This is a genomic window from Mesorhizobium loti (assembly GCA_014189435.1).
GTDB classification, from domain to species: Bacteria; Pseudomonadota; Alphaproteobacteria; order Rhizobiales; family Rhizobiaceae; genus Mesorhizobium; species Mesorhizobium loti_G.
Window position 1 is genome coordinate 6,817,905 of record CP050293.1, and the last position, 25,105, is coordinate 6,843,009.

The window sequence follows — 25,105 nt, forward strand, 5'->3', positions numbered from 1 at the left end:
CTACGGGGTTTGCAGTGCACGCAGGGCATCGACCAGCCCGGCGCCCTGGAAGTGCCGCTCACGTTTCAGGTCGGTGGCGCTGCCGACAATCACCGCCTTCACGTCGCGCGGCTTGCCGATCAACTCCGCGTTGCGGGCCATCAGCAAGGCCGCCACCCCCGAGACGTGCGGCGCCGACATGCTTGTGCCATCCAGTCTGCCATAGCCCAGATCGGGCAATGGCCCGTCGATGCGCTCGCCGGGGGCCACCACGTCGGGCTTCAAGCGACCATCACCGGTAGGGCCGCGCGATGAGAAAAAGCTGACCCCATATTCGTGCGGACGGTCGCGATGCGTCGAGCCCACCGTGATCACCGATTCGGCGTTGCCGGGGTCGGCGATGGATGCGTCGGCATAGCCGTCGTAAATGTCGCCACCATCGAGCACGAACTTCTGCGTGCCCCAGTTGCCGGCGGCGGCCACGACGACGACACCGCTGTTGACTGTGGCTTCGCACGCCAGGCACACCGGCGTCCGGCCGCAGGCATAGTTGGCCTTGTCGTGCACCAGCCCGATCGACAGGTTTACGCCGTGGATCGTCATGTAGCGGTTGCGGGTGTTCAGCCAGCGCACGAACTCCAGCGCGCCAATGACGGCGAATTCGGTGTCTTCGATCGTTTCCGCAATAACCCTCAGGTCGTACAACATGAGGTCCGGGCAGACGCCCTGGAAGAAGACGTCGTCGCCGTTGCGCCAATCGGCCGCGAGGACCCCCGCCACATGCGTACCGTGACCGATGGGACGGTCGCCCTGGCGCGGGGTCGGAAGACGATCGGGACTCGTCAAGAGCAACCGAGACAGGACTTCCCAGTCGTAGGGACGTCCATTATCCGCGGCCTCCCACAGCCGTTGCACCGCCGCGCTCGCCACTGCCTGCGGCAGGCCGAGCTTGTTCACCATGATTCCGGTGAGGTAGTCGCGGTGTTGCGGCAGTATCATTGCATCATAGGCGACGAGCGAGCGGAGTTCGGCGAAATCATAAGCCTTCTTGACGCGGATGGAGAGATCGCCGGCAGCATGGTCGATGAATGCGGGGTGTGCGCCGTCGATGCCGGAATCGATCACGGCCCAGGTCACGCCTCGACAGTTGATATCGAACACACGGCGCGCCGCATCGGCCTTGATGGTGTCCACCGACGCAGCCATCATGGGGTGAACATCGCGATTGCGGGAGATCCGGTAGATCATGGGCTCCACACGACGCGTCAGATCATCGAGCAAGGCGTCGAGGTTGAGAGCAGTTCGTGATCGGGCGCCGCGAGATGTCGTCGGCTCCGGCGCCAGAATGAGCAAGACCAGCAAGGCAGTTCGCAGGTCGGGGGCGAGCCTCCCGAGGGTTCTCTTCTTGAGGTCGTCCAATTGGGCAAACGTCACCGTCTGGACGGGGGAGGCGCGAGACCCGGGCCCCGGCAGTGTATCAAGCTCCGACAGAGCCAGGGGCAACCCCGATATATCCTTCAGTTGGCGCACGGCCTGGTGGATGTCGAGCCCGGTGCAGGGCACGACCGTGGTCAGGAAATCCATGAACGTCAGCCTGACCGCGACGACGCCTTCGAGCGGTGCGATGCGACGTGCCGGGCGCCAGCGCCCATCGTCCTCGCCCGGATAGGCCGCGGTCGAGCGCTCGGCGAGCGTCGTAAGGAGATGCCTCGCGATCATCGATGCCTCGATACTGTCCATCGGCGTCAGCAAAAGGTCGACCGGCGCGCCGGGGTCGGCCGCGTAGGCTCTCCAGACATCGAGTTGTATAGCGGTCTCGTTCAACTGGCGCCGGCCCGCTCGCCCGGACAAGAGGATGTCGTCGACAGTTGAAAAGGCAAGAGTAGCCATTGTACCCACAGACCTTTGCGCAAACCCCAGTCGAGTGCAAATCTAGCTACATTGCCTGTCACACTCAATTGTCATTTTGATTTCAGCCGCGCGAATCAAAATGAGCTCGGTACGTGCCTTGTACAGGTGACAGAAATATTTCCTCGAGCGGCGCAATTTCCTGCATCCTCAAGACGCGTCCGGATATCTACTCCAGCATCTGCCTGATGTTGGTGCCATGGACCGTCTTTCACTATCTGGCGTGCGATACATTGATGAGGGCGCTGTCGGCGGCTGCAAAACCTCGAGCGCGGGTGTAGGGATGCGGATCATCTGTGCAAGAATTGCAGATCCCATTGATGCGAGGCGGCTGATGCGAGGCGGCCCGGCAGGCGCATAGCCGGGATCAGTCGGCCGCGAAAATGTTTGGGTGCAAAACAGGCGAAAATTGGCACCCCGATCGAAGTGGCGCCGTTGGTTGGCCCCAACCTCAGCTGTTACGCGCCGCCACGAATGTCGCCGCTTCCTTCAGCAATTGGGCGTCGTCGCCATAGGGCTCAAGCAGCGCATGCGCCTGGTCGACGAGGCCGTGCAACTGGCTGCGCGCCCAATTGGCGCCATGCAGAGCGACCAGCGTCGCCTTGCCGGCGGCAGCGTCCTTGCCGGTCGCCTTGCCCATCTGGCTGGCATCGGCGGTCAGGTCGAGCAGGTCGTCGGCAAGCTGGAAGGCAAGGCCGATCGCGGAGCCGAATTCGGCCAGCCGCTCGCGATCCTCGGCGGCAGCGCCGGCGATGAGGGCGCCGGCCTCGCAGGCAAAGCGGATCAGCGCGCCGGTCTTCATCGCCTGCAGCCGGATGATGCCGGCCTCGTCCGGTGGCGCCTGTTCGGCTTCGAGGTCGAGCTTCTGGCCGCCGACCATGCCGCCCGCCCCGGCCGCGCGGGCAAGCGCCAGCACCAGGGCTGCCCGCCGCTCCGCCGGCAGGGTGGTCGCCTCGCTGGCGATGATGTCGAAGGCCAGCGTCAGCAAGGCGTCGCCTGCCAGGATGGCAGTCGCCTCGTCGAAGGCCTTGTGCACGGTCGGCTGGCCACGGCGCAGGTCGTCGTCGTCCATGGCGGGCAGGTCGTCGTGGATCAGCGAATAGCAATGCACGCATTCAAGCGCTGCGGCGACGCGCAGTGCCGCCTCGCCGTCGGCGGAAAAAAGCGCCGCACTTTCCATGACCAGGAAGGGACGCAGGCGCTTGCCGCCGTTCAGGACGCCATGCCGCATCGCGGCCATCAAACGGTCGGGCCGAGCGATCTCGCCCGAAAGCGCGCGGTCGTCGAGCAATCGCCGCAGCAGCACCTCGACGGCGGCTGCCCGTCTGATGAGCGCCATTTCGAACGCCATTTCGTCGTCATTCGTCATGGCCGGGACCGGTAGCCGACACTCAGACGTTGCGCAAGAAGGCAAGCGCCATTATGCCGGAGCAGTAAGAGCCCGTTTGGAAACTCTACTCCTGCGGTCATCTGAAGGCGTTTTCTGCGCTTCCGGTGCTCACGTACTCTCATGTACGCGCCGCTCCGGTTCTCGAAAACACCGTCATATGACTCACAGGAGCGAGTTTCAAAACGAGCTCCCTGGTACGGGTTGGGCGGCTTGGCGGAACCGATCGTCGATCATGAAACCGAAAAGCTGGACATGGCGACGAGATCGCGGGGCGTAAACCGCCGCGGTCTCAAGCGCTGGGTCCGGCGCGGCATCGTCGTGTCCGCGGTGCTGGCTTTGATTCCGGTCGTACTGACGTTCCTCTATTTGCCATCCTTCGTGCATCCGGTCTCGACGCTGATGCTGAAGGACCTGGCGACGTTCTCCGGCTATGAGCGCCGCTGGGTGTCGATCGACGATGTCGCGCCGGTGCTGGCCAATTCCGTCATCATGTCGGAGGACGGGCAATTCTGCTTCCATCGTGGTGTCGATCTCGGCGAGCTGCGGGGCGTCGTCGACGACGCGCTGGCCGGCGAAGCGACGCGCGGCGCCTCGACCATCACCATGCAGACGGTCAAGAACCTGTTTCTCTGGTCACGGCCGCTGGGCTCGGTGCGCAAGGTGGTCGAATTGCCGCTGGCCGTCTATTTCGATGCGGTGATGTCGAAACGGCGCATCATGGAAATCTATCTCAACATCGCCGAGTGGGGGCCGGGCATCTACGGTATCGAGGCCGCGGCACAGCACCATTTCGGCGTTTCGGCAAAACAGCTGTCGCGACGGCAGGCCGCGCTGCTTGCCGTCTCCTTGCCAAATCCGATCGCCCGCAATCCGGCCAAGCCCGGTCCGGGCCTGAGAAGACTCGCCAACCTTATCGAGCGGCGTGCCGGCCGCTCGGGCGCCTATGTCGGTTGTCTCCGCTAGCCGACTCAAAAAAATTCGCGCCAGTGCTGGCCAAAACGGCACAGGGCGTGTATAGGCACCCGACTTTCTCAGATTCCGGCCCCGACACGGCCCTTTCACGAGGGCGGGCGGGGCTTTTTGACCATGTAATGGAGCATATCCATGGCCGTTCCGAAACGAAAAACCTCTCCGTCCAAGCGCGGCATGCGCCGCTCGGCCGACGCTCTCAAGGCCCCGACCTATGTCGAGGACAAGAATTCCGGCGAAATGCGCCGTCCGCACCACATCGACCTGAAGACCGGCATGTATCGCGGTCGCCAGGTGTTGACGCCCAAGGAAAGCTGAGACCAGCTTCCCCAAAGGTTTGAGTTACAAAAGGACCGGCCAGTCGCCGGTCTTTTTGCGTTTGGGGGCCAGGTAGCGCGCATTTCGAAGCGCAGGCGGCAATTGTTGCAGTTCTCGAGCCGGGCAACCGGCTGACATGGTTGTTGCGTGCGGTCTTCGACCGTGTTCAGCGCCGCCGCCGAAACATCTTGACGACGTGCCTGTGGCGCATTCTACAAAGGATTGCCCCCACATGGAGACGCCAGATGTTCGGTGCCATTCCGCTGCTGATCGTGCCTTTCGTGCTCTACAATCTCGGACTGCTGGGAATATTCGGCAGCGGTGACGATCCGTGGGCGAGCGAGGTCTTCTCCTTCAGCATGATGTCGGGCGGCGTGTTTTCGATGACGCTTGGCGATCTGATGGTGCTGATCGGGCTGATCTTTCTGTTCCTCGAAATGGCGAAATCGGTGCGCACGACCAATGCCTCGATCATGGACCACCTTCTGTCGACGCTGGTCTTCGTGGCGTTCCTGGTCGAGTTCCTGCTGGTGAAGGGCGCCGCCCACTCCGTCTTCTTCACGCTGATGGTCATCGCGCTGTTCGATGTGCTGGCCGGATTCGCGGTGTCGATGCGGTCGGCCAGCCGGGATATCAACCTAAATTAGACTGACGCCTCAGCCCGGATCGGCGGTGAAGCCGGCTGCCTCGATGCCGGCGATTGCCGCGGCTTCGTCATTGTCCGACGTGTCGCCGGAGATGCCGACGGCGCCGATGATGGCGCCGGCCTTGTCGCGGATCAGCACGCCGCCGACGACCGGCAGCACGCGTCCGCCCGAGACGTCCGAGATGCCGGCGACGAGATGCGGGCGCTCCTTGGCGAAGGCCTCGACTTTACGCGAGCCCATGCCGATGGCCAGCGCGCCATAGGCCTTGCCGGCCGACATTTGTGGGCGCAGGAACGAGGCGCCGTCCTGGCGCTGGAAGGCGACCAGATGCCCGCCGGCATCGAGCACCGAGACGCCGAGCGGCTTGAGCTTGAGATCGGCGCCCTTGGCAAAGGCGGCATCGATGATTTGCCTGGCTTTTTCGAGCGGCAGTGCGGTCATGGCAGTCTCCTGTTTGAAAACGCGTCGATCATTGACCGTCGACGGGCGAGATAACATCCCGGTTTCGGTTGAAATTGCTTCGCGTGAAGAGGCGGGATGGAAAGCGGCCTTCGCCGACACCATCCGGGCATGCCGTTGTGTGGCTCCAGACGTGCCTGGGGATGGCTATTTTTTCTTGGCGCGGGCCGGCTTCTTGGCGGGTGCCGCCGGCGCGTTGGCGAGGTCTTCCGCTTCCTTGGCGAGACGCAGCGCCCGCAGCTTGTTGGTCTTGGCCTGGCGGGCGTCGCTCTCGGCGACGTATTCGGCCATCGCTTTCTGGCGGACGGTTGCCGCCTCTTCCTGCTTCTTGAAGCGCAGGTCGGCGCGCGCGCGGGCAGCATCCCGAGAGTTTTCAACCAAGACCTTATCCAATCCCGTAAATTGTGATTTTCCGCCTCTTCTAGCAGAGCCGGCCCCAAAACGGGAAAATAAGTTGGTTATGCGGCCGTGCCGGCGGCGAGGGCTTTGCCGGCAACCATCGCCTCATAGGCGGCCTGCAAGGTCGCGCGGACAGAAGGGCCTGTTGTATCGAGCGGCATGCCGAGATGCTCGTGGCGCAACTCATCCATGAATTTGTCCCACATCGGCTGTCCGCCCTTTTCCAGAAGTTCGGCGCGGATCGACAGTTCGTCGCTGACCGGCAGCCAGACGCGGCCCCAGGCGCCGAGATGGGCCAGGATCGGCACCAGCGTGATCGCCATCTCGGTCAGGCTGTAGATCGCCTTCTGCTTATGTGAGGGGTCGTCGGCTTTGGTCAGCATGCCCAGCTCCATCAGGCGCTTCAGCCGGTCGGCGAGGATGTTGGAGGCGATGCCTTCCATCGATCCGTTGAGTATCTCGCGAAAATGGCGCCTGCCGCCGAAGATCATGTCGCGAAGGATGATCAGGCTCCAGCGGTCGCCGAACACTTCCAGCGACAGGTTGATCGGGCATCCGGACCGGCGATCCATGCTCATGAGATTTTTTCTCCAAAACCGGTTGCATTATCGTATCGGTTTTATTATCGTGCAACCGATTGCAAAATGCAATCAGTTTTATGAAACGGGAGACTGCGTCATGACGACCACCGAACGACCCAAGATCATATCCGAAGCCTTTGGCGATCCGGCGAACCCGCCGCTGTTGCTGATCATGGGGGCGATGGCGTCCATGCTCTGGTGGCCGGAGGCGCTGTGCCGGAAACTGACTGAGGCCGGCCTGTTCGTGATCCGCTATGACAATCGCGATACCGGCCGGTCGACCAAATATAGACCGGGAGAGCCGCCCTACACATTCGACGACATGGCGGACGATGCAATGCAGGTTCTCGACGAGCACGGCATCGGCAAGGCGCATGTTGTCGGCATGTCGATGGGCGGCATGGTCGCGCAGCTTGTGGCATTGAAACATCCCTCGCGTGTTATTTCCCTGACTGTGATCAGCAGTTCGCCGGTGGGGTTGGATACCTCGCATCTGCCCGGGACGACCGAGGCCTATATCAAGCATTCGGCCGAGGGGGCCACAGTCGATTGGTCGGAGCGTGGCCAGGTGGTCGATTTCATCGTCCGGGATGCGCGCGCGATTGCCAGCATCGCGCATCCCTTCGACGCGGCTGGGATGCGGGCTTTCATCGAGCGGGATTACGACCGCTCCGGCGGTTTCCTGAGCGCGACCAACCATTTCATGCTCAAGGGCGGCGCCGCCTGGAAGGGCCGCCTGCACGAAATGGCGGCGCCGCTGCTGGTCATTCACGGCACGGCGGATCCGATCTTTCCGGTCGAACATGGCGAGGCGCTGGCCGAGGCGGTTACTGGCGCGAAACTCATCCGCATCGAAGGCGGCGGCCATGAGCTGCATCCGAACGATTGGACGGAGATATCCGCGGCAGTTGTCGCTCACATCCAAGCCAATTAAAGCGGCACAGGCGGGTCTTGACGGACGGCGCGGGTCGCAATAGTTAAGTAAATGCTTCAGTGTTTGGCAAGCAGAACAGCGCCGGCCACCGACGAACGACGAAACAGACGAGCAAAAAATGTCCCTGACGCTTCATTTCCATCCGCTGGCCTCCTTCTGCTGGAAGCCGCTGATCGCGCTGTATGAGAACGCCACGCCGTTTACGCCTGTCATCGTCGATCTCGGCGACGCCGAGTCGCGCGCGACCTTCCTGGAGATTTCGCCTACCGGCAAGATGCCGGCTCTGCGCGACGATGCGCGCGACCGCACGGTGCTGGAATCGACCATTGTCGTCGAATATCTGGCTGCGCACTATCCCGGACCGCTCGACCTCGTGCCCGCCGACATCGACCTTGCACTGGCAGTCCGTCAGGCCGATCGCTTCTATGACTTCTATGTGCAGGAGCCGATGCAGAAGATCGTCGGCGACCGGTTGCGCCCCGACGACAAGACCGATCCATTCGGCGTCGAGCAAGCCCGCGATCAGCTGCGCAATTCTTACGCCATCATCGAGCAGGATATGCAGTCGAAGATTTGGGCGATGGGCGACAGCTTCACCATGGCCGATTGCGCGGCGTCCCCCGCACTATTCTATGCCAACAAGGTCGAGCCGTTCGGCGACAAATATCCGGCCGTGAAGCGCTATCACGACCGCCTGCTGCAGCGGCCGGCCTTCGCCCGGGTGATCGAGGAGGCGCAGCCCTACTTCAAGTTCTTCCCCTACAACAACGGTTGACCCTGATGCTGCACGATCCCGCTCAGCTCGATCGGATGTTCCAGGCGCTCGCCGACCCGGCGCGGCGACAGATGGTCGACCGGCTGTCGCGCGGCCCTGCTTCGGTCAGCCAACTGGCCGAGCCGCTGGCGATGTCGCTTTCGGCCGTCGTCCAGCATTTGAACCTTCTGGAGGCAAGCGGCCTCGTGCGTACGCAAAAGCTTGGCCGGGTGCGCACCTGCCAGATCGAGCCCACGGCATTGAGAGCGGCGGAACACTGGATCAATGAGCGGCGTCTGGCCTGGGAGCGCCGGCTTGACCGGCTCGGTGATTTTCTCGCGGAAACCAAGGATGAGACCTGAAGGAGGCAATCATGACCCAACGTTCCGTCGTCCATTCCACCTTTGTCATCGAGCGCTTCTATCCTGCGTCGCCCGCAAGGGTCTACTTCGCGCTGAGCGATCCGGCCGCCAAGCGACGCTGGTTCGCCGACCCCGACAACCCGATGCCGAGCCGGCACGAGATGGACTTCCGCGTCGGCGGCAAGGAGATCAATGCCGGCTGCCCGAGCGACGGTCAGATGCATTTTTACAACGCGGTCTATCAGGACATCGTGCCGGACCAGCGCATCGTCTACAGCTACGAGCTGCTGTTTGGCGAAACCCGTGTCTCGGTGTCGCTGGCCACGATCGAGCTTCTTGCCGAGGGCGAAGGCACGCGGCTGGTGCTGACCGAGCAGGGCGCTTTCCTCGACGGCCATGATACGTCAGCCACGCGCGAACATGGCACGGGCGAATTGCTCGACGCGCTCGGCGCGTTCCTGCGGAGCGATGCTTGATCTTCGCGGCGCGTGTTGCGGCTGGCCGAACGGGTCAGGCTTCCCAGAACTGATCGAGCCAGATGTTGAGTTTGAGGAAGCCGGTGTTGCTCACCGTGTAGACGCGCCTTGTCCCTTCCGGCTTGGCGTGGACCAGCCCGGCATCGAGCAAGACTTTCAGATGCTGCGACACGGCCGGACGTGAGACCGGCAAGCCGGCGGCCAGTTCGGTGACGGTTTTCGGGCCGCGGCGAAGTTCTTCCAGAAGATGGCGCCGGTTGGGATCGGCAATCGCCATGAAGGCGTCGGAAAACATCATGCCTGTATTAGTGAGGCAAAGCCTTTCGAATCTCAACCGTCTGCTTCTGCTTTTCTTCTGGGGTCGAGCCGCAATGCTTCCGGGGTGACCGAGCGGTCGGCCGGCTGCGTCTTGAAGGCGTCACGATCGCCGATCGGCACCGGCGCGCGGCGGCTGATGCGCAGCAGCGTGTAGCCGGCCAGGCAAAGATGCGCGAAGGCGGTCGCCAGGAACAGGCCTTCCGGACGCATCCAGCCCATCAGGGCTGCGGCCAGCAAGGGTCCGATCATCGTGCCGAAGCCATAGAGCAGCAACAGGCCGCCCGACACCTTGACGAAATCCTCCGAGCGCGCGTGGTCGTTGGCATGGGCCACGGCGATCGAATAGAGCGTGTAGGCGAAGGCGCCATAGGCTGCGGTGAAGACGATGACGAAGACGCTGGAGCGTGGCTCGAACAGGAAGATCAAGAGCGCGAACAAGGCCGCGCCGAAAGCCGCCCCCGCCAGCACGAAACGCCGGTCGGTCTTGTCGGACAGACGCCCGGCCGGGAGCTGCATGGCAGCACCGGCAACGACCACAAGGCTCATCATCAGGGCGATCTCGGCCGTGGAAATGCCGATGCGGGCGCCGTAAACCGCGCCAAGCGTGCCCCAGGCGCCGTTGGCGATGCCGATCAACACGCAGGCGACCGCGGAGACCGGCGAGTTGGCATAAAGGCCTTTGACGTCGAGCGAGACATCCTGCAGCGGTTTGGGGTGGGAAGCGCTCGAGACCGCGGTTGGAAGAAGTGACAGGCAAAACAGGATGCCGGTGATCATGAACAGCGACGCCGATTTCACGTCGCCGCCGGCGACGATCATCTGCCCGCCCATGATCGAGGCATAGGTGACCATCATGTAGAGGCCGAAGACGGTGCCGCGATTCTCGTTGGTGGCCTTCTCGTTCAGCCAGCTTTCGATGACCATGAAGGCGCCGGCCATGGTGAAGCCGGTGAAGGCGCGCAGCAGGATCCAGACATATTCGTCGATGATCAGCCCGGTGAGCAGCGCCACGATGGCGCCGGATGCGGCAAAGGCGCCGAAGGCGCGCACGTGGCCCGCGCGGCGCACGATGCGCGGCGCGAAGAAGCAGCCGGTAACGAAGCCGCCGGCCCAGGCCGTGCCCATCAGGCCGAGCGATGCGGTCGAGAAGCCTTCCAACTGACCGCGCAGGGGCAGCAGCAGCCCGTGCAATCCAGACGCCGCGAGCAGGAAGGCAGTGCCGCGAAGCAGCGAGAGGATCGGTCGGTAGGTTGCGAACATTGTTTGATCCGGCTCATGTTTGACAGGGGCGCTGGGTCTGAAGACAGTCGCATTCGGGCTTTTCGGCGGCGGGCTCTTTGCGCCCGCGCTGCTATCCGCGACGGAACAGTGCTTCAGCTGCCGATTTGGTGTTGTCCTTGGCCTTGAGCTCGGCCTCCAGCCTGGCGATCTCGTCGCGCAGGATGCCGATGCGTTCCGACAGCTCGCCAACGGAAAGCAGGGACAGGTCCTGCCCGATCTCGTGCGGGCGTGCCTTCTTCTTGGGTTCGTCGTCGAAGATCGCCATCGTCGCTCCTCCTCCGCCAAGACCAGATTGGCCATTTGCCTGATTTGGCAATCAGCATACATAGGGCAGGGGCGTCGATGCAAACAGCCGGTCGGACAACGGCGAGAAAAGACGGGAAATCTCATGGCGAGCGGACAGAAAATTCCGGCAAGAATGACGGCCATCGCGATCTCGGAGCCAGGTGGCCCACGGGTGCTGAGGCCGGAAACGCGTGACGTGCCGCAGCCGGGTCCCGGCGAGATCCTGATCAAGGTCCATGCCGCCGGCGTCAACCGGCCCGATGTCCAGCAGCGCAAGGGCGCCTATCCGCCGCCGCCCGGCGCGTCGGACCTGCCGGGCCTCGAGGCCTCGGGTGAAGTGGCGGCCCTTGGCGACGACATATCGCGCTGGCGCATCGGCGACCGCGTCTGCGCGCTGACGCCCGGCGGCGGCTATGCCGAATATGTCAAGGTTCATGCCGGCAGCGTGCTGCCGCTGCCGGCCGGCTTCACCCACACCGAAGCCGCGGCCGTGCCGGAAAACTATTTTACCGTCTGGCACAATGTGTTCGAGCGCGGCGGCCTGAAGCGCGGCGAAACGCTGCTCGTCCATGGCGGCTCGTCCGGCATCGGCACGACGGCAATCCAGCTTGCCTCGGCCTTCGGCGCCTATGTCATCACCACCGCCGGCAGCAAGGAGAAATGCGATGCCTGCCTGAAGCTCGGCGCCGACCGCGCCATCAATTATCGCGAGGCGGATTTCGTCGCGGCGGTGAAGGAGGCAACGGGCGGTAAGGGCGCCAATGTCATCCTCGACATGGTCGGCGGCGACTATGTCCAGCGCAACTACGAGGCGGCGGCGGTTGAGGGCCGTATCGTCCAGATCGCCGTACAAGCCGGTGCTGTCGCAAGCGCGGACTTTTCGAAGATCATGGTCAAGCGGCTTACCCACACAGGGTCGACGCTGAGGCCGCGAACCGTCGAGTTCAAGGCGGCGATCGCGGCGGCGCTGGAAGCGCAGGTGTGGCCGCTGCTCGGCACGCGCAAGGTGGCTCCTGTCATGGACATGATCTTCCCGCTCAGCGAAGCCTGGCGGGCGCATGAGCGCATGGAAGACGGTGAGCATATCGGCAAGATCGTGCTCGACGTGGGCTGACAGCGGCATTGCTTCGCTTGACCTGCAGGCCGAGCGAGCGAGGTCGGCGCCCGTGGCTGCCTACAAGATGAACAGAAGCTTAATGCTGCAATGCAGCATTTGCATCATTGCTATGCAAAATCGGCCATTCAAGTCCTCATCGATGATGCCTATTTGAGCACCATCGAAACGAACATCATCCTGGAGGACTACCATGAACCCGATCCGCGCTTTCCGTAACTGGCGTATGTACACCGAGACCGTCCGCGAACTGAACCGTCTCAACGCACGTCAGCTCAGCGATCTCGGCATCAACCGCGCCGACATCGAAAAGATCGCCCGCAAGACCATCTGAAGCCAGGTCTGGTCCGCTCCGGCGGACCAAGCCGTAGAAGCCAGAGCCGCATCAGACGACTTTCGTCGCGGTTCCGAGCCCGCTGGACCCAGTCCGGCGGGTTTTGTCGTTTGAGGGCGGGAATGATCGACGGCCGTCTCTACCGACACCGGTCATCGAGTAGGATCGACCTCAGTCTTCCGCATGGCATCTTGGCTCGACGCTTTCACAAGGGCGAACCCTGATGGAAGCAGCGGCAAGCTCCAACATCACCGTCAAGACAGGGTGCACCGATCTCGAACGGATCTTTGCCAGGACCGGAACCCGCCAGCAAAGCCAGCTTGTCGTTCTGCCCGAGAGCGCGGAACCATTTGGGGAAGTCCCCACGGCTTCCGGCCGATTGCTTCCAAAAACGTTGCGAAACGGCAAGAGAGCGGTTATACAGACCGCGAATTTCCCATTTTGGTGGCTCTAAACCACCGCCCGCGCGGGAACGCGGGCGAACGAGAAGGATTTTTAAATGGCCAATACGCTGCTGATGCCCAAGGCGACCGCCGTCTGGCTGGTCGACAACACCGCGCTTTCCTTCGAGCAGATTGCGCAGTTCTGCGGGCTGCATCCGCTCGAGGTCAAGGCGATCGCCGACGGCGAATCGGCGCAAGGCATCAAGGGCATGGACCCGATCATGACCGGCCAGCTGACTCGCGACGAGATCGCGCGTGCCGAGAAAGACTCGAACCAGCGCCTGAAGCTTTCCGACCCCAAGGTCCGGGTGCCCGAATCCAAGCGCAAGGGTCCGCGCTACACGCCGCTGTCGAAGCGTCAGGACCGGCCGAATGCCATTCTCTGGCTGGTGCGCAACCATCCCGAGCTCAAGGACGCGCAGATCTCGCGCCTCGTCGGCACCACCAAGTCGACGATCGAGCAGATCCGCGAACGCAAGCACTGGAACTCGGCCAATCTGCAGCCGATGGACCCGGTGACGCTGGGTCTTTCCTCGCAGATCGACCTCGACATGGAAGTTAACCGCGCCTCGCGCGGTCGCGAACAGGCGCAGCCGGTCGGTGACACGCTGCTGCCGGCGGCCCTGACCGAGCGGCTGGTGCCGGCTCCCGAGAAGCCGAAGGACGAGGATGCCGAACTCGACGCCAACGCCGTGTTCGCCAAGCTCTCGGCGTTGAAGTCGAAGAACACGGATAGTGACGACGACGAGTAAGATTGTCCGACATTCCAAGAAAAAGCCCGCTTTGAGCGGGCTTTTTTGTGGGGTGCGTCAGGTCTTAAAGCGCGTCGCGTCGAAGCGGATTCAGGCGACGCGCTCTAAGTCTTTGTTTCTATGCATGTCGTCTCCTCAAAACCGGGGCCACTTTTGAGCGACATGCATTAGGTCCGCGCCGCACGATCCGGTGCCATGCCATAATCCTCGCTGCGCTCTACCGCCCGGTAGAAGTCGGCAAGCTGCTTGCCGCGCTCCGGTTTGAAGATGCGGCCGGCGATGACCACGGAGGCGATGCGATCGATGCGGAAGGCGCGAAAATCGTCGCGCATCTCGCACCAGGCGACCAGCGTCCACACCTTGCCCCAGAACCACAGGCCAAGCGGACGGATATCGCGAGCGGTGCCGCGGCCGGCCTCGTCTGAGTAGTCGATGGTCAGCACCTGGCGTTTTTCGACCGCGCGCTCGATCAGGTCGATCGCCTCGCGCGCGGCGTCGCTGACCACCCACATCGGCGTGTGGATCTCTGTGCGCGCGATACGGTCTTTTTCAGCATCGGGCAGGACGGCGCCGATCTTGACCAGCGCCTCCTCGGCGGCGCGCGCCATCGCAGCACCGCCAAAGGCGCGCACCATGCGGGCACCGGCAACCAGCGCGACGATCTCGTCACGCGTGAACATCAGCGGCGGGAGGTCGAAACCCTCCCTCATCATGTAGCCAACGCCGGCCTCGCCGTCGATCGGCACCCCGGTCGACTGCAGGTCGGCGATGTCGCGGTAGATGGTTCGCTCGGAAACCTCGAGCCACGTGCCGAGCTTCTGGGCGGTGACCAAACGGCCACCGCGCAGATGCTGCACGATCTGGAAGAGCCTGTCGGCGCGGCGCATCGTATGGTTCCCTCGGCGTTGTCTCCATGCAGGCCGCCCAAAAATGCAGAACACTTTTGGGTGGCGCGCATCGCGTTTTTTCACATACCGTTATCCCAAAACCGCAGAACGCTTTTGGGTGGCATGCATCATGGTTTCAGCCCTTCGCGCTTGCGCTGCGCGGCGACGAACTCCGCGCCGAAGGACAGTTTCTTCGTCGTCGGCGTTTTCGCATCGAGCACGCGCCAAAACGGTGCCACGTCGCTCAACGTCATGCCGCGCTCCAAATCCTCTTTGGCGGCTTCGGCAACGGTACGCAGATGGTAGCCGATGGTGACCGGGCATGTCACTTCGGCGCCATGCTCGATGGCAAGCGCCGTGCGCAGCGCGCGCACATCCATCTCGACGCCTTCCGGAATCGAGCGGATGAAATCATCGACCTGGCGCGCTGTCGGCACCAGCATAGGCTGACCTTCGACGACATCGGCCATCGTGCGCGGCGTCGGCTTGACGCCGTTGATGCCTGGTGTGTTCAGTCTGTCGTTCCAACTCTTCATCGATCGTCCTTTCGACCGCCGATGCACAGTGTCTGAGGCTTGCACCATTGCACGAGCCTCCTGACAGCATACTGTCAGGAGGCTTCAGCATACTCCTTGGCGAACAGCGTCCGCATCTGCGCGAGATCGCCGCCTCTTTCGGGATAGAGCGTCTTCAGAAAGGCGAGCGCGAAAGTGCCCGGCGCCGAGCCTGGCGCGGAAACGACTTTGCCGTCAGCCACGGCATACGGCACATCCTGGTAGTTGCTGTCGCCGACATAGCCGGCCTCATGACCATTGATCCAGTCACGGCCATTGCTGGTGTGTTTGGCTTTCTCGAACAGGCCGGCGCGGGCCAGTGCCAGCGTCCCGGCGCAGATTCCGCCGACCACGCCGCCGCGCGATGCAACAGCATTGAGCAGTTCGGCGACGTCCGGCGGTGCCTTGCCGGCCCACCCGTCGGAGCCGATGACGGCGATGGCGTCGAGATCGTTGTTCTCATCCGCCTTGGCCGATTGATCAGGCGTCAGCCGGAAACCACTGATCCCGGTCACCGGCTTGCCGTCAGGCGTCAGCGATACGGCGCGGGCGCCGAACCATTCGACCGCCGAAGCCGCCAGCAGCCCATATTCCCAGTCGGCAAAGCCTTCGATGAAAAGAAAGCCGATTGTCTTTTGTTCGGGCATAAGCTCGCTCCATCCCTCGCGCGCCGGACTTGTTATCTGGGCGTTGACGCGCCCACATCCAACCGCGGCTTCGAAAATTTCGTCTCAATTGCCGCGAAGGCGACGGTCGGCATACATGTCCGGCCAGCCGATATCTTTGCGAATGTCCGCCGGCAGCGAGTTCATGAACCGCTGGGTGCGGATCTCGTTGCGTATCGTGCGTATCTTGCCGACATAGTGCTGTACGCCGCGCAGAATGGTGGAACCGTTCATGGCTAGTCTCCTCTTTCTGATGGAGACACTATCGCACACCCCTCCTGACAGCAGTCTGTCAGGAGGATGGCAGGGCGGCGGCGATAATTCCGACCGGAGCATTTGCCGGGAAGGGGATCCTTCTTTCACGGCATCGAACCGTGGTTGGCATAGGCATGCTCCGTGCTGATTGTTCACCACAACGACACTGGTCAAGGCGCCTTCGTTCAGCTTCCGGCGACGGACTGTCGGAATACGCGGCCTTCAGCAATGGTGCAGCAGTTCTGATATGGAGAGAGAAAATTCTTCCCCAAAACCAGGGAGACGACCATGAGCCTGCAACTGACAGGAATCCACCATCTGACCGCCATCACCGCCAATGCGCCGGGCAATCTTCATTTCTATACGAAGGTGCTGGGCCTGCGGCTGGTCAAGAAGACGGTGAACCAGGACGACACCTCGGCCTACCACCTCTTCTATGCCGATGGCGAAGCGACGCCGGGCACCGACCTTACCTTCTTCGACTGGCCGGTTGGCCACGAGCGGCGCGGCACGCACAGCATCGTGCGGACCAGCCTCAGGGTCGGCAGCCGGGAGAGCCTTGCCTGGTGGAAACAGCATTTGACCGGCGAAAACATCGTGACGGGAGAGATCGCCGACATCGGCGGTTATGCGTCACTGGATTTCGAAGACCCCGAAGGTCAGCGTCTGCGTCTGGTCAGCGATGGCGGCAAGGGCGGCAGCCATCCCTGGGCGCAAAGCCCGGTACCGGCCGAGCACCAGATCCGCGGGCTCGGGCCGATCGTCATCAGCGTCCCCGACATCACCAACACCGAGGCGGTGGTGACCAAGGTGATGAACATGCGCAAGGCCCGCGACTATGCCTCGCCGGAGGGCCAGGTTCACGTCTTCGAAATGGGTGAGGGCGGGCCGGCGGCGGAGTTGCATGTCCTGGTGCAGCCGGGACTGGCGCCGGCACGGCAAGGTGCGGGTGCGGTTCACCATGTCGCCTTCAGGGCGCCGGACCAGGAGACGCTGCATCAATGGACGGCGCGGCTGGCCGAGTTCCGGCTGCCGTCGAGCGGCGAGGTCGAGCGCTATTATTTCCGCTCGCTCTATTTCCGCGAGCCGAACGGCATCCTGTTCGAGATCGCCACCGACGGGCCGGGGTTCACAGCCGACGAGCCGCTGGAAACGCTGGGCGAGAGCCTGGCCCTGCCGCCGTTCCTCGAACCCAAGCGCGCTTCGATCGAGGCCGGCCTCAAGCCGCTGAAGTAGATCGCTCCGCGGTCAAGGGCGGGCGCCGCGTCTCCGTTCGGGAACGCGGCGCCCGTTCTTTCCCGGGCAACGAAGGACGTGCTTTGACAGCCGGCCGCGTTGCTGGTCAAAGGCGGCATGACGAAACTCCTTGCCCTTGTCATCATCGGCTTCATGGTCATCCAACTGATCAAGCCGCTTGGCTGGCCTGGCCTGAAGCGACGCGGTGATTTCTGGAAGCTGGCGCTGCTCGCCATGGCCGCGATCTCACTGGCGGCCGTGCTCGGGCATTTGACGTAGGACGGACTCGTGCCGTCGGTGCTCAGTTGCCAAGCACTGGGCCGACGAGATGCTCGGCCCAGGCCCGGTAGCCGGCTTCCGAGGCGTGAAAGCCATCGGAGGCAAACCCTTCTTCAGGATTGGTGATCGGCAGGCGCGGCGCCGGCACCGCACCGCGCTCCAGGCAAAGGCGCTCACCCATCCGGTTCATTTCGGTCGCGCGGATTTCAAGAATTTTGCCGAGCAGTGGCGGCATCGCCGGCGCCCGCGTGAACTCCAGCACCGGCGACCACACCACACGTGCTTCCGGCCATTTGGCGCGCAGGCCGTAGAGCAGCCCGCCGAACTCCTTCTTGAAGCGCGGCACGGAGTGAAAATTCTTGGTGTCGTTGGTGCCGATGGCCAGCACGATATGCGTCCATGGATCGGCCGACAGATTGGGCAGGACATGGTCGCGGATCTGGCCCGACGTCGCCGAATTGAAGCCGGCCGCCCGCCAACGCACGGCGCGGCCCGTACTTTGTGAAATCAGCACGGCGAGCTGCGCGGCAAGCCCATCTTCCGAATTGCCGATTCCGACCGAAGCGGCCGACGAATCGCCCAGCACCAGAAGCGAGATATCAGGCGCCTTGCCTGATATTTCGTGCATGACCGGCCCCTGCGCCGGCAGCATGCGCGTGGTGCGGCGTCGCACGCCGAGGCCTTGCCAGATGTAGACCGGGAAGGCGAGCCAGGTGAGAAGGGCTGGGAAACGCATGGCGACACCGTGGAATGATCTGCGGCAGGCTTATCGCATCTTTGGGCCGAGGTGAACGATCCCTTGCATCGCCGGCCGATGCCCTAAGGGCATGCATCGTCCGGTTGCGACCTGTTTCCATATTCGTCGTGCAGCCGCACCCAGTCCATGAAGGTTCGGTAAGGGCCGGTTTCGTCACGGCCTTTCGGAGCAATATCGAGATATTGATAAGTGCCGATGAACTGCTCGCTGCCGCGGGCGCGTGACATGAAGGTCAGGAAGATGTCACTTGTTTCGCCCTTGTAGAAGACAGTGGTGCCGGGCAGGTCCTTCGACGTCAGCACCGGTGTTTCGAAATTATAGACCGCTTCGCCGGATGCGATCTGTTTGTCGGTGAAGGACACCTGCATATCGAAGTTGAAGTCCGAGGCATAGGAAGACACCCAGTCGAATGTCCAGCCCATGCGCTGCTTGTAGGGCAGCAGCTCTGCGAGTGGCGCCCTCGATACGGCGACAAGCGACACGTCATGATGCCTGAGATGATGATTGGCGCCGTCCATATGGTCGGCGACGAAAGCACAGCTTTCGCAGTGATGATTGGAACCGGGCGCGAACACGAAGTGATAGACGATCAACTGGCTGCGGCCGGCGAAGAGCTCGGCCAGTTTCTTCGGCCCTTGTTCGGTCTCGAAGACATAATCTTTCCTGATCTTCAGCCAGGGCAGTTCCCGCCGCTCGGCCGCAACACGCTCGCGAAGCCGCGTCAGTTCCTTCTCACGGGCCAGATGTGCCTTGTGCGACTGGAACCAGTCTTCGCGTGAAACGATCTTGTTGCGATGCATGAACCTCTCCCTGTCTGTCATCCCAAGGACGTTCAGGATGGGCGCAAACCGACATTGCTGTCGGGTTTTGCCGAAGGGGAAATAAGGACGGAGAGGCTCCATCCCAAGCCCGGAACGTCACAAACAAAAAACCCGGGCGCATCGGCCCGGGTTTGAAGGAGGAAGAAAGAACCGTGATCAGGCGGCCTGTTCCAGGCTTGCCTTCCATTTTCCAAGCGCTGCCAGATGGTTCATGTGGGCGCGATGGGTGAAGGCGGCCTGGCCGGCGGCGACGTTCGAGGCCTTGCCGCTCCAGGCTTTCTGCGGCGCGGCCTGCAGCGCGCGGCCGTAGGAGAAGGTCAGCTGCCACGGGTGCGGGCCGATGGCGTTGATGGCGTTGAGGTTGGCGGTCGCCTCCTCGTCCTCCTGACCGCCGGAAAGGAAGGCGATGCCCGGCACCGCTGCCGGTACGGTTTCGCGGAACAGTTTTATGGTCATCTCAGCGACCTTTTCGGGGCTGTCCACAGTGCCCGACTTCTTCCCCGACAGGACCATGTTGGGCTTTAGGATGGTGCCTTCCAGCACGACGCGCGCTGCATGGAGTTCGTCATAGAGCTTGATCAGCGTTGCCTTCGAGACCTCGTAGCAGGTGTCGATGTCGTGAGCGCCGTCCATCAGCACTTCCGGCTCGACGATCGGCACGATGCCGGCCTCCTGGCAAAGGGCGGCATAGCGGGCAAGCGCATGGGCGTTCGAGCCGATCGAAGTGGCTGATGGCACGCCCTTGGCCTGGTCGATGTCGATCACCGCGCGCCATTTGGCGAAGCGGGCGCCGAGCTTGTAATAGTCGGCAAGGCGCTCGCGCAGGCCATCGAGGCCCTCGGTGATGGTATCGCCGGGAAAGCCTGCCAGCGGCTTGGCGCCGGCATCGACCTTGATGCCGGGGATGGCGCCGGCCGCCTTGATGATGTCGACCAGCGGCGTGCCGTCGGCGGCCTTCTGGCGGATCGTCTCGTCGTAGAGGATGACGCCGGAAATGTAGCGGGTCATCGCCTCCCTGGCGCGGAACATCATCTCGCGGTAGTCGCGGCGGCTGTCGGCGGTCGATTCAACGCCGATGACGTCGAAGCGCTTCTTGATGGTGCCGGAACTTTCGTCGGCGGCCAGCAGGCCCTTGCCGTCGGCGACGATCGCGGCGGCAATGTCTTCGAGACGTTCGCTCATTCTGCTTCTCCTGCAACGGTTGTTTTTTCCGCGCTTAACGGAAGTCTACCGCCAAAGGAATGGCATCGGAAAGCTCGAATCGATTGAAAGCCTCGGGCGCCCTTGTTCGCTCTCCTAGTGTTGATCGAGTTGTTTGGTTTAGCCGCATTTCTGCGACGCCAAGCGTTTCCGCCTGGCTGCAAAATGCTTTAGCGCTTCAACACATCGACGCCGGGCAGCGGCTTGCCTTCCATCCATTCCAGGAAAGCACCGCCGGCGGTCGAGACATAGGTGAAGTCGTCGGCAACGCCGGCATGGTTGAGCGCCGCCACCGTATCGCCCCCGCCGGCGACCGAGACCAGCTTGCCGGCCTTGGTGCGTGCCGCCGCGTGCTTGGCCGCCGCCACCGTCGCATGGTCGAAGGGCGCGATCTCGAAGGCGCCGAGCGGGCCGTTCCAGACCAGTGTCGCGGCGCGGTCGATCCATTCGCCGATGGTCGTCACGGTTTTGGCGCCGACATCGAGGATCATGCCGTCGGCCGGCACGTCCGAGATGGCGACGGTCTCGCAGGCGGCACCCGCCTTGAACTCCTTAGCGACGACGCCGTCGACCGGCAGGATGATTGCGCAGCCTGCCTCGGCCGCCTCGATCATGATCTGCTTGGCGGTCGAGGCGAGATCATGCTCGCACAGCGACTTGCCGACATTCGTGCCGCGCGCGGCGAGGAAGGTGTTGGCCATGCCGCCACCGATGACCAGCGCGTCGACCTTCTTCACCAGGTTCATCAACAGGTCGATCTTGGTCGAGACCTTGGCGCCGCCGACAATGGCGACGACCGGACGGACTGGTTTTCCCAGACCCTTCTCCAACGCTTCGAGTTCGGCTTGCATGGTGCGGCCGGCAAAGGCCGGCAACAGATGTGCCAGCCCCTCGGTCGACGAATGGGCGCGGTGCGCGGCGGAAAAGGCGTCGTTGACGAAGATATCGCCATTGGCGGCGAGTTTTTCGGTGAAGGCCGGATCGTTCTTCTCCTCGGCCTTGTAGAAGCGGGTGTTTTCGAGCAGCAGGACATCGCCCTTGTTCATGGCGGCAATGGCGCTTCCCGCTATGTCGCCGGCGCAATCGGAGGCAAACCCAACGGGGCGGCCGAGCACATCAGCCGTCGCCCTGGCGATCGGCTCCAGCGAGAATTCTGGCGAAGGACCGTCCTTGGGCCGTCCGAAATGGGCAAGCAGGATGACCTTGGCACCCTTGGCCGACAGTTCGGCGATGGTCGGCGCAATGCGTTCGATGCGAGTGGCGTCGGTGACCTTGCCGTCCGCGACGGGAACGTTGAGGTCGACGCGCACCAGCACGCGCTTGCCGCTGATGTTGCCGATGTCGTCGAGGGTCTTGAAGGCGGCCATGCGGGTTCCTTTTCGCGAAAAATCGGGGGACCATACCCCGCGCCGACGATGATGCAAGGCTCGGGCCGGGTTCGAAACGAAATTTTGAAGTCGGAACGATTTTGTGCCGGCGGGGGGATGAAGGGCAGAACTCACACCAGAAGTTGTCAGCTCTCGGTCGCTGTCTTTTCCGGCGCGGGCTCCGGCTCCGGTTTCTCGCCCGCGCGCGCCTCCGCCATCTGCGTCTCGGTCGGCTTGCGCCAGTTGCGGATAAAGGCAGAAAGACGGTCGCCGATTTCGCCGGCGCTCAGGAAAACCGGCACCCTGGCCACCGGCGCGGTCGGCTCGAAGGAAAGGCCGAGGCCTGTGATCTTGCCCTTGTCGTCGACGTCACGGACGATCAGCTCGATCGGGCCGAGCAGCACGCGGTCGGCATATTCGGCATGGCCGCCGAGTCGCGCCGTGACTAGCGCGCCGACGGTGAGCTTTTGCTCCGCCTCGGTCAGTCCTGGCGTATAGGCCGCTTCCAGTTCGGCGGCGGAGCGTGCCGGGTCGACAGCGAAGGCGCCGAAGAAATCGGCATCCTCGGGATCGACCACGGCGCGGCTGGCGAAAAGCTTGTCGAGCAGGCGCGGATAGCGGTCCGGCACGAAGATGTAGACCTGGTCGCCGGCGGCGAGCCGGCCCATGTCCTGGAAGCGCATCGAGCGGCCGTCGCGCAGCACCAGCGAGGGCCGTGCCCAGCGCGGGATGCGTTCGCCGCGCGCCACCGGGCTGCCGGGCGCAACGCGATAGGCAAGAAGCTCGTGATGGGCCGAGCCCGGTAGTTCCAATTCCACCTTGTCCAGCGGTCCGAGGCGTGCCGGTACGATCAGGCCGAGGCGGCGCGCCAGCGGTCCGACCGTCCAGCCCTGGATGACAAGCGACACCAGCACGATGATGAAGGCGGTGTTGAAGATGACGCGGCCGTTTTCCAGCCCGCCGAGCAGCGGGGTGATGGCGAGCAGGATCGACACCGCGCCGCGCAAGCCGACCCAGGAGACGAAGGCAACCTCGGGGCGCGGCAGACGGAACGGGATCAGGCAGAGCCAGACCGCGATCGGGCGGGCGATGAACATCAGGAACAGGCCGAGCGCTACCGCCGGCACCATGATCGCCGGAAACTGCGACGGCGTCGCAAACAGGCCGAGGATGAGGAACATGATGATCTGCGCCAGCCACGACATGCCGTCCTGGAAACGCTTGAGAATGGTGACGGCGCGGATGTCGGAATTGCCGGCGATCAGGCCAGCGATATAGACCGCCAGGAAGCCCGAGCCGCCTATGGCGCCGGCGGCGGCAAACACCATCAGCGACAAGGTCAGCACGAAGATCGGCAGCAGGCCGTGGTCGAGGTTGAGCCGGTCGACGAGGCGCACGATGGCGAGGCCGCCGAGCACGCCGACGACGGCGCCAAGACCCATGTTGAGGAGGAAGCCGAGGAACAGGCTGGTGACCAGGACATTGGTCTCGGGGTTGGCGTGGGCGGCGATGATCTCGACCAGCGTGATGGTCAGGAAGATGGCGATTGGGTCGTTGGTGCCGGATTCCACCTCGAGCGTCGAGCGCACGCGTTCGCGCAGATTGATCTCGCCGGCGCGCAGCAGGAAGAACACGGCCGCGGCATCGGTCGAGGCGACGGCAGCACCGAGAAGGAAGGATTCCAGCCAGGTAAGGTCGAGCAGATAGTGGGCCGCGGCGCCAAACAGGCCGGTGGTCAAAAGCACGCCAAATGTCGCCAGCGACAAAGCCGGGCCTGCGGCCTGCCGCAAGGCGTTGAGCGGCGTGCCGAAGCCGGAATCGAACAGGATGACGGCCAGCGCCAGTGAGCCGGCAAAATAAGCGATGCGGGCGTTGTCGAACTGGATGCCGAGACCGTCGGTGCCGGTGGCGAGGCCAATGCAGAGAAACAGCAGCAGAAGCGGGGCGCCGAAGCGGAAGGCGATCAGGCTCGAAAACGCGGCGGCGACGACAAGCGCTGTGCCGACCAGCGTGACGAGATAGATCGCATGCTCCATCCTGAAATCAGCCCCTCAAATTCGTCTGTCTCCTGCTTTACGAGAGAGTGGGGCGAAGACGTGACCAGTGCAAGGCGGCAGGGTGGCTTTTTGACCTATGCCGCTGATTTTCGGATGTTTTGGCGCCCAGGACACAATTCGGGAAGGCGCAAGCCGCGCTCATGAAAAACGCCCGGACAAAGCCGGGCGTTTCAGGTTTCGAAAAGAGAGCTTTGCGATCAGGCGATGGTCTTGCCGAAGGCGACCGCGGTGTCGCCCATGCGGTTGGAGAAACCCCACTCGTTGTCGTACCAGGACAGCACCGAGACGAAGTTGCCGTCCATCACCTTGGTCTGGTCGAGCGCCATGATCGAAGACCGCGGATCGTGGTTGAAGTCGATCGACACGTTCGGGTGGTGGGTAACGCCGAGGATGCCCTTGAGCTTGCCGTTGGAGGCGGCGATCACCGCGTCGTTGATCTCCTGCACAGTGGTCGCACGCTTGGCGATGAACTTGAAGTCGACGACCGAGACGTTCGGGGTCGGCACGCGGATCGAGATGCCGTCGAGCTTGCCCTTGAGCTCGGGTAGCACCAGGCCGATCGCCTTGGCGGCACCGGTCGAGGTCGGGATCTGCGACAGGGCGGCGGCGCGGGCGCGGTAGAGGTCCTTGTGCATGGTGTCCAGCGTCGGTTGGTCACCGGTGTAGGAGTGGATCGTCGTCATCATGCCCTTTTCGATGCCGACCGTCTCGTGCAGCACGGCTGCCAGCGGTGCCAGGCAGTTGGTGGTGCACGACGCGTTCGAGATGACGATGTGGTCCTTGGTCAGCTGTTCGTGGTTGATGCCGTAGACGACGGTGAGGTCGGCGCCCTCGGCCGGGGCCGAAACGACGACGCGCTTGGCGCCGGCGGTCAGATGCGCGGCGGCCTTGTCTCGGGCGGTGAAGATGCCGGTGCATTCGAGTGCGATGTCGATGCCGAGTTCCTTCCACGGCAGCTGCGTCGGATCCTTGATCGCGGTGACCTTGAACGTCTCCTTGCCGACGGTGATCTGATCGCCGGATACCGAGACTTCATGCGGGAAGCGGCCGTGCACGCTGTCATAGCGCAAGAGATGCGCGTTGGTCTCGACCGGGCCGAGGTCGTTGACGGCGACGACGTCGATGTCCTTGCGGCCGGATTCATGGATGGCGCGCAGGATGTTGCGGCCGATGCGGCCGAATCCGTTGATGGCAACTCTGACGGTCATTTCTCTCTCCCTGGGAGCTGGAAGGCTGACGATGGGTCCGCAGCTTCATAGCGGCGGAAGCGGAAAGAATCCAGCCGCGGCGACGTGGATTTAAATCGATTAGGTTGGGCCAGCCC

Annotated in this window: 30 protein-coding genes; 12 read left to right on the forward strand and 18 right to left on the reverse strand. The window is 63.2% G+C overall.

Annotation, left to right across the window (positions count from 1 at the left end):
• Both HB777_32760 and HB777_32765 read right to left on the reverse strand, forming a co-directional pair.
• Nucleotides 1-1,869 carry a S8 family serine peptidase gene (locus tag HB777_32760; GenBank protein ID QND68255.1) on the reverse strand — a complete coding sequence of 623 codons (1,869 nt, stop codon included), beginning with the start codon at nucleotides 1,867-1,869 and terminating at the stop codon, nucleotides 1-3.
• A gap of 469 nt (nucleotides 1,870-2,338) precedes the next feature.
• Nucleotides 2,339-3,256, reverse strand: a complete 918-nt coding sequence (locus tag HB777_32765; GenBank protein ID QND68256.1) for a polyprenyl synthetase family protein — start codon at nucleotides 3,254-3,256, stop codon at nucleotides 2,339-2,341.
• 222 nt (nucleotides 3,257-3,478) lie between these two features.
• On the opposite strand from HB777_32765, the gene mtgA reads away from it, so the two are divergent.
• The 3 genes from mtgA (at nucleotide 3,479) to HB777_32780 (ending at nucleotide 5,211) form a co-directional block, all read left to right on the forward strand.
• On the forward strand, nucleotides 3,479-4,240 hold the full coding sequence (gene mtgA, locus HB777_32770) for a monofunctional biosynthetic peptidoglycan transglycosylase (GenBank protein QND68257.1): 762 nt from the start codon (nucleotides 3,479-3,481) through the stop codon (nucleotides 4,238-4,240).
• Between the two features lie 141 nt (nucleotides 4,241-4,381).
• A complete protein-coding gene (locus HB777_32775) occupies nucleotides 4,382-4,564 on the forward strand; it encodes a 50S ribosomal protein L32 (GenBank protein QND68258.1) in 183 nt (60 codons plus the stop codon).
• A 245-nt stretch (nucleotides 4,565-4,809) separates the two neighbouring features.
• Nucleotides 4,810-5,211, forward strand: a complete 402-nt coding sequence (locus HB777_32780) for a hypothetical protein (GenBank protein ID QND68259.1) — start codon at nucleotides 4,810-4,812, stop codon at nucleotides 5,209-5,211.
• Between the two features lie 9 nt (nucleotides 5,212-5,220).
• Here the strand turns inward: HB777_32780 and HB777_32785 are convergent, their stop codons facing one another.
• The 3 genes from HB777_32785 to HB777_32795 all read right to left on the reverse strand — a co-directional run bounded on the left by HB777_32785 (nucleotide 5,221) and on the right by HB777_32795 (nucleotide 6,647).
• Nucleotides 5,221-5,652 (reverse strand): heme-binding protein, encoded by a 432-nt coding sequence (locus HB777_32785; protein QND68260.1) that lies wholly within the window; start codon nucleotides 5,650-5,652, stop codon nucleotides 5,221-5,223.
• Nucleotides 5,653-5,817: 165 nt separating this feature from the next.
• Nucleotides 5,818-6,051, reverse strand: coding sequence for a hypothetical protein (locus HB777_32790; protein QND68261.1), 234 nt, complete (start codon nucleotides 6,049-6,051; stop codon nucleotides 5,818-5,820).
• A gap of 77 nt (nucleotides 6,052-6,128) precedes the next feature.
• A complete protein-coding gene (locus tag HB777_32795) occupies nucleotides 6,129-6,647 on the reverse strand; it encodes a helix-turn-helix transcriptional regulator (protein ID QND68262.1) in 519 nt (172 codons plus the stop codon).
• Between the two features lie 100 nt (nucleotides 6,648-6,747).
• Between HB777_32795 and HB777_32800 the strand changes: the two genes are divergently transcribed.
• The 4 genes from HB777_32800 (at nucleotide 6,748) to HB777_32815 (ending at nucleotide 9,176) form a co-directional block, all read left to right on the forward strand.
• Complete coding sequence (locus tag HB777_32800) at nucleotides 6,748-7,584, forward strand: alpha/beta hydrolase (GenBank protein ID QND68987.1); 837 nt, start codon at nucleotides 6,748-6,750, stop codon at nucleotides 7,582-7,584.
• Between the two features lie 118 nt (nucleotides 7,585-7,702).
• Nucleotides 7,703-8,359 (forward strand): glutathione S-transferase family protein, encoded by a 657-nt coding sequence (locus tag HB777_32805; GenBank protein QND68263.1) that lies wholly within the window; start codon nucleotides 7,703-7,705, stop codon nucleotides 8,357-8,359.
• A gap of 5 nt (nucleotides 8,360-8,364) precedes the next feature.
• The gene (locus tag HB777_32810; protein QND68264.1) at nucleotides 8,365-8,700 is read left to right on the forward strand and encodes a helix-turn-helix transcriptional regulator; all 336 of its coding nucleotides are present in this window, start codon (nucleotides 8,365-8,367) and stop codon (nucleotides 8,698-8,700) included.
• A gap of 11 nt (nucleotides 8,701-8,711) precedes the next feature.
• Nucleotides 8,712-9,176 carry a polyketide cyclase gene (locus HB777_32815; GenBank protein ID QND68265.1) on the forward strand — a complete coding sequence of 155 codons (465 nt, stop codon included), beginning with the start codon at nucleotides 8,712-8,714 and terminating at the stop codon, nucleotides 9,174-9,176.
• Nucleotides 9,177-9,210: 34 nt separating this feature from the next.
• Here the strand turns inward: HB777_32815 and HB777_32820 are convergent, their stop codons facing one another.
• The 3 genes from HB777_32820 to HB777_32830 all read right to left on the reverse strand — a co-directional run bounded on the left by HB777_32820 (nucleotide 9,211) and on the right by HB777_32830 (nucleotide 11,040).
• Nucleotides 9,211-9,474: a winged helix-turn-helix transcriptional regulator gene (locus HB777_32820; protein ID QND68266.1), complete on the reverse strand. Its 264-nt coding sequence runs from the start codon at nucleotides 9,472-9,474 to the stop codon at nucleotides 9,211-9,213.
• A gap of 32 nt (nucleotides 9,475-9,506) precedes the next feature.
• On the reverse strand, nucleotides 9,507-10,754 hold the full coding sequence (locus HB777_32825) for an MFS transporter (GenBank protein ID QND68267.1): 1,248 nt from the start codon (nucleotides 10,752-10,754) through the stop codon (nucleotides 9,507-9,509).
• Between the two features lie 91 nt (nucleotides 10,755-10,845).
• Nucleotides 10,846-11,040, reverse strand: a complete 195-nt coding sequence (locus tag HB777_32830; protein ID QND68268.1) for a DUF1192 domain-containing protein — start codon at nucleotides 11,038-11,040, stop codon at nucleotides 10,846-10,848.
• A gap of 123 nt (nucleotides 11,041-11,163) precedes the next feature.
• Between HB777_32830 and HB777_32835 the strand changes: the two genes are divergently transcribed.
• The 3 genes from HB777_32835 (at nucleotide 11,164) to HB777_32845 (ending at nucleotide 13,703) form a co-directional block, all read left to right on the forward strand.
• Complete coding sequence (locus HB777_32835; protein ID QND68269.1) at nucleotides 11,164-12,174, forward strand: NAD(P)H-quinone oxidoreductase; 1,011 nt, start codon at nucleotides 11,164-11,166, stop codon at nucleotides 12,172-12,174.
• 193 nt (nucleotides 12,175-12,367) lie between these two features.
• Entirely contained in the window at nucleotides 12,368-12,508 is a 141-nt protein-coding gene (locus tag HB777_32840; protein ID QND68270.1) for a DUF1127 domain-containing protein, read from the forward strand.
• A 499-nt stretch (nucleotides 12,509-13,007) separates the two neighbouring features.
• Nucleotides 13,008-13,703, forward strand: coding sequence for a DUF1013 domain-containing protein (locus HB777_32845; protein QND68271.1), 696 nt, complete (start codon nucleotides 13,008-13,010; stop codon nucleotides 13,701-13,703).
• Between the two features lie 167 nt (nucleotides 13,704-13,870).
• Here HB777_32845 and HB777_32850 read toward each other — a convergent pair whose 3' ends face one another.
• The 4 genes from HB777_32850 to HB777_32865 form a co-directional block, all read right to left on the reverse strand.
• Entirely contained in the window at nucleotides 13,871-14,590 is a 720-nt protein-coding gene (locus tag HB777_32850) for a YafY family transcriptional regulator (protein ID QND68272.1), read from the reverse strand.
• A gap of 128 nt (nucleotides 14,591-14,718) precedes the next feature.
• The gene (locus tag HB777_32855; GenBank protein ID QND68273.1) at nucleotides 14,719-15,126 is read right to left on the reverse strand and encodes a hypothetical protein; all 408 of its coding nucleotides are present in this window, start codon (nucleotides 15,124-15,126) and stop codon (nucleotides 14,719-14,721) included.
• Between the two features lie 74 nt (nucleotides 15,127-15,200).
• A complete protein-coding gene (locus HB777_32860) occupies nucleotides 15,201-15,791 on the reverse strand; it encodes a glutamine amidotransferase (protein ID QND68274.1) in 591 nt (196 codons plus the stop codon).
• 84 nt (nucleotides 15,792-15,875) lie between these two features.
• The gene (locus HB777_32865; protein QND68275.1) at nucleotides 15,876-16,043 is read right to left on the reverse strand and encodes a hypothetical protein; all 168 of its coding nucleotides are present in this window, start codon (nucleotides 16,041-16,043) and stop codon (nucleotides 15,876-15,878) included.
• A 309-nt stretch (nucleotides 16,044-16,352) separates the two neighbouring features.
• Between HB777_32865 and HB777_32870 the strand changes: the two genes are divergently transcribed.
• Nucleotides 16,353-17,300: a ring-cleaving dioxygenase gene (locus HB777_32870; protein ID QND68276.1), complete on the forward strand. Its 948-nt coding sequence runs from the start codon at nucleotides 16,353-16,355 to the stop codon at nucleotides 17,298-17,300.
• A gap of 117 nt (nucleotides 17,301-17,417) precedes the next feature.
• Nucleotides 17,418-17,579 carry a hypothetical protein gene (locus HB777_32875; protein ID QND68277.1) on the forward strand — a complete coding sequence of 54 codons (162 nt, stop codon included), beginning with the start codon at nucleotides 17,418-17,420 and terminating at the stop codon, nucleotides 17,577-17,579.
• 22 nt (nucleotides 17,580-17,601) lie between these two features.
• Here HB777_32875 and HB777_32880 read toward each other — a convergent pair whose 3' ends face one another.
• The 6 genes from HB777_32880 to gap form a co-directional block, all read right to left on the reverse strand.
• Nucleotides 17,602-18,315 carry an SGNH/GDSL hydrolase family protein gene (locus tag HB777_32880; protein QND68278.1) on the reverse strand — a complete coding sequence of 238 codons (714 nt, stop codon included), beginning with the start codon at nucleotides 18,313-18,315 and terminating at the stop codon, nucleotides 17,602-17,604.
• 83 nt (nucleotides 18,316-18,398) lie between these two features.
• Nucleotides 18,399-19,136, reverse strand: a complete 738-nt coding sequence (locus HB777_32885; GenBank protein QND68279.1) for a DUF899 family protein — start codon at nucleotides 19,134-19,136, stop codon at nucleotides 18,399-18,401.
• 177 nt (nucleotides 19,137-19,313) lie between these two features.
• Nucleotides 19,314-20,339, reverse strand: a complete 1,026-nt coding sequence (locus HB777_32890; GenBank protein ID QND68280.1) for a fructose-bisphosphate aldolase class I — start codon at nucleotides 20,337-20,339, stop codon at nucleotides 19,314-19,316.
• 188 nt (nucleotides 20,340-20,527) lie between these two features.
• Nucleotides 20,528-21,724: a phosphoglycerate kinase gene (locus HB777_32895; GenBank protein ID QND68281.1), complete on the reverse strand. Its 1,197-nt coding sequence runs from the start codon at nucleotides 21,722-21,724 to the stop codon at nucleotides 20,528-20,530.
• Nucleotides 21,725-21,870: 146 nt separating this feature from the next.
• On the reverse strand, nucleotides 21,871-23,760 hold the full coding sequence (locus tag HB777_32900; protein ID QND68282.1) for a potassium/proton antiporter: 1,890 nt from the start codon (nucleotides 23,758-23,760) through the stop codon (nucleotides 21,871-21,873).
• 218 nt (nucleotides 23,761-23,978) lie between these two features.
• Complete coding sequence (gap, locus tag HB777_32905) at nucleotides 23,979-24,989, reverse strand: type I glyceraldehyde-3-phosphate dehydrogenase (GenBank protein ID QND68283.1); 1,011 nt, start codon at nucleotides 24,987-24,989, stop codon at nucleotides 23,979-23,981.
• Nucleotides 24,990-25,105 lie beyond the last annotated feature (116 nt).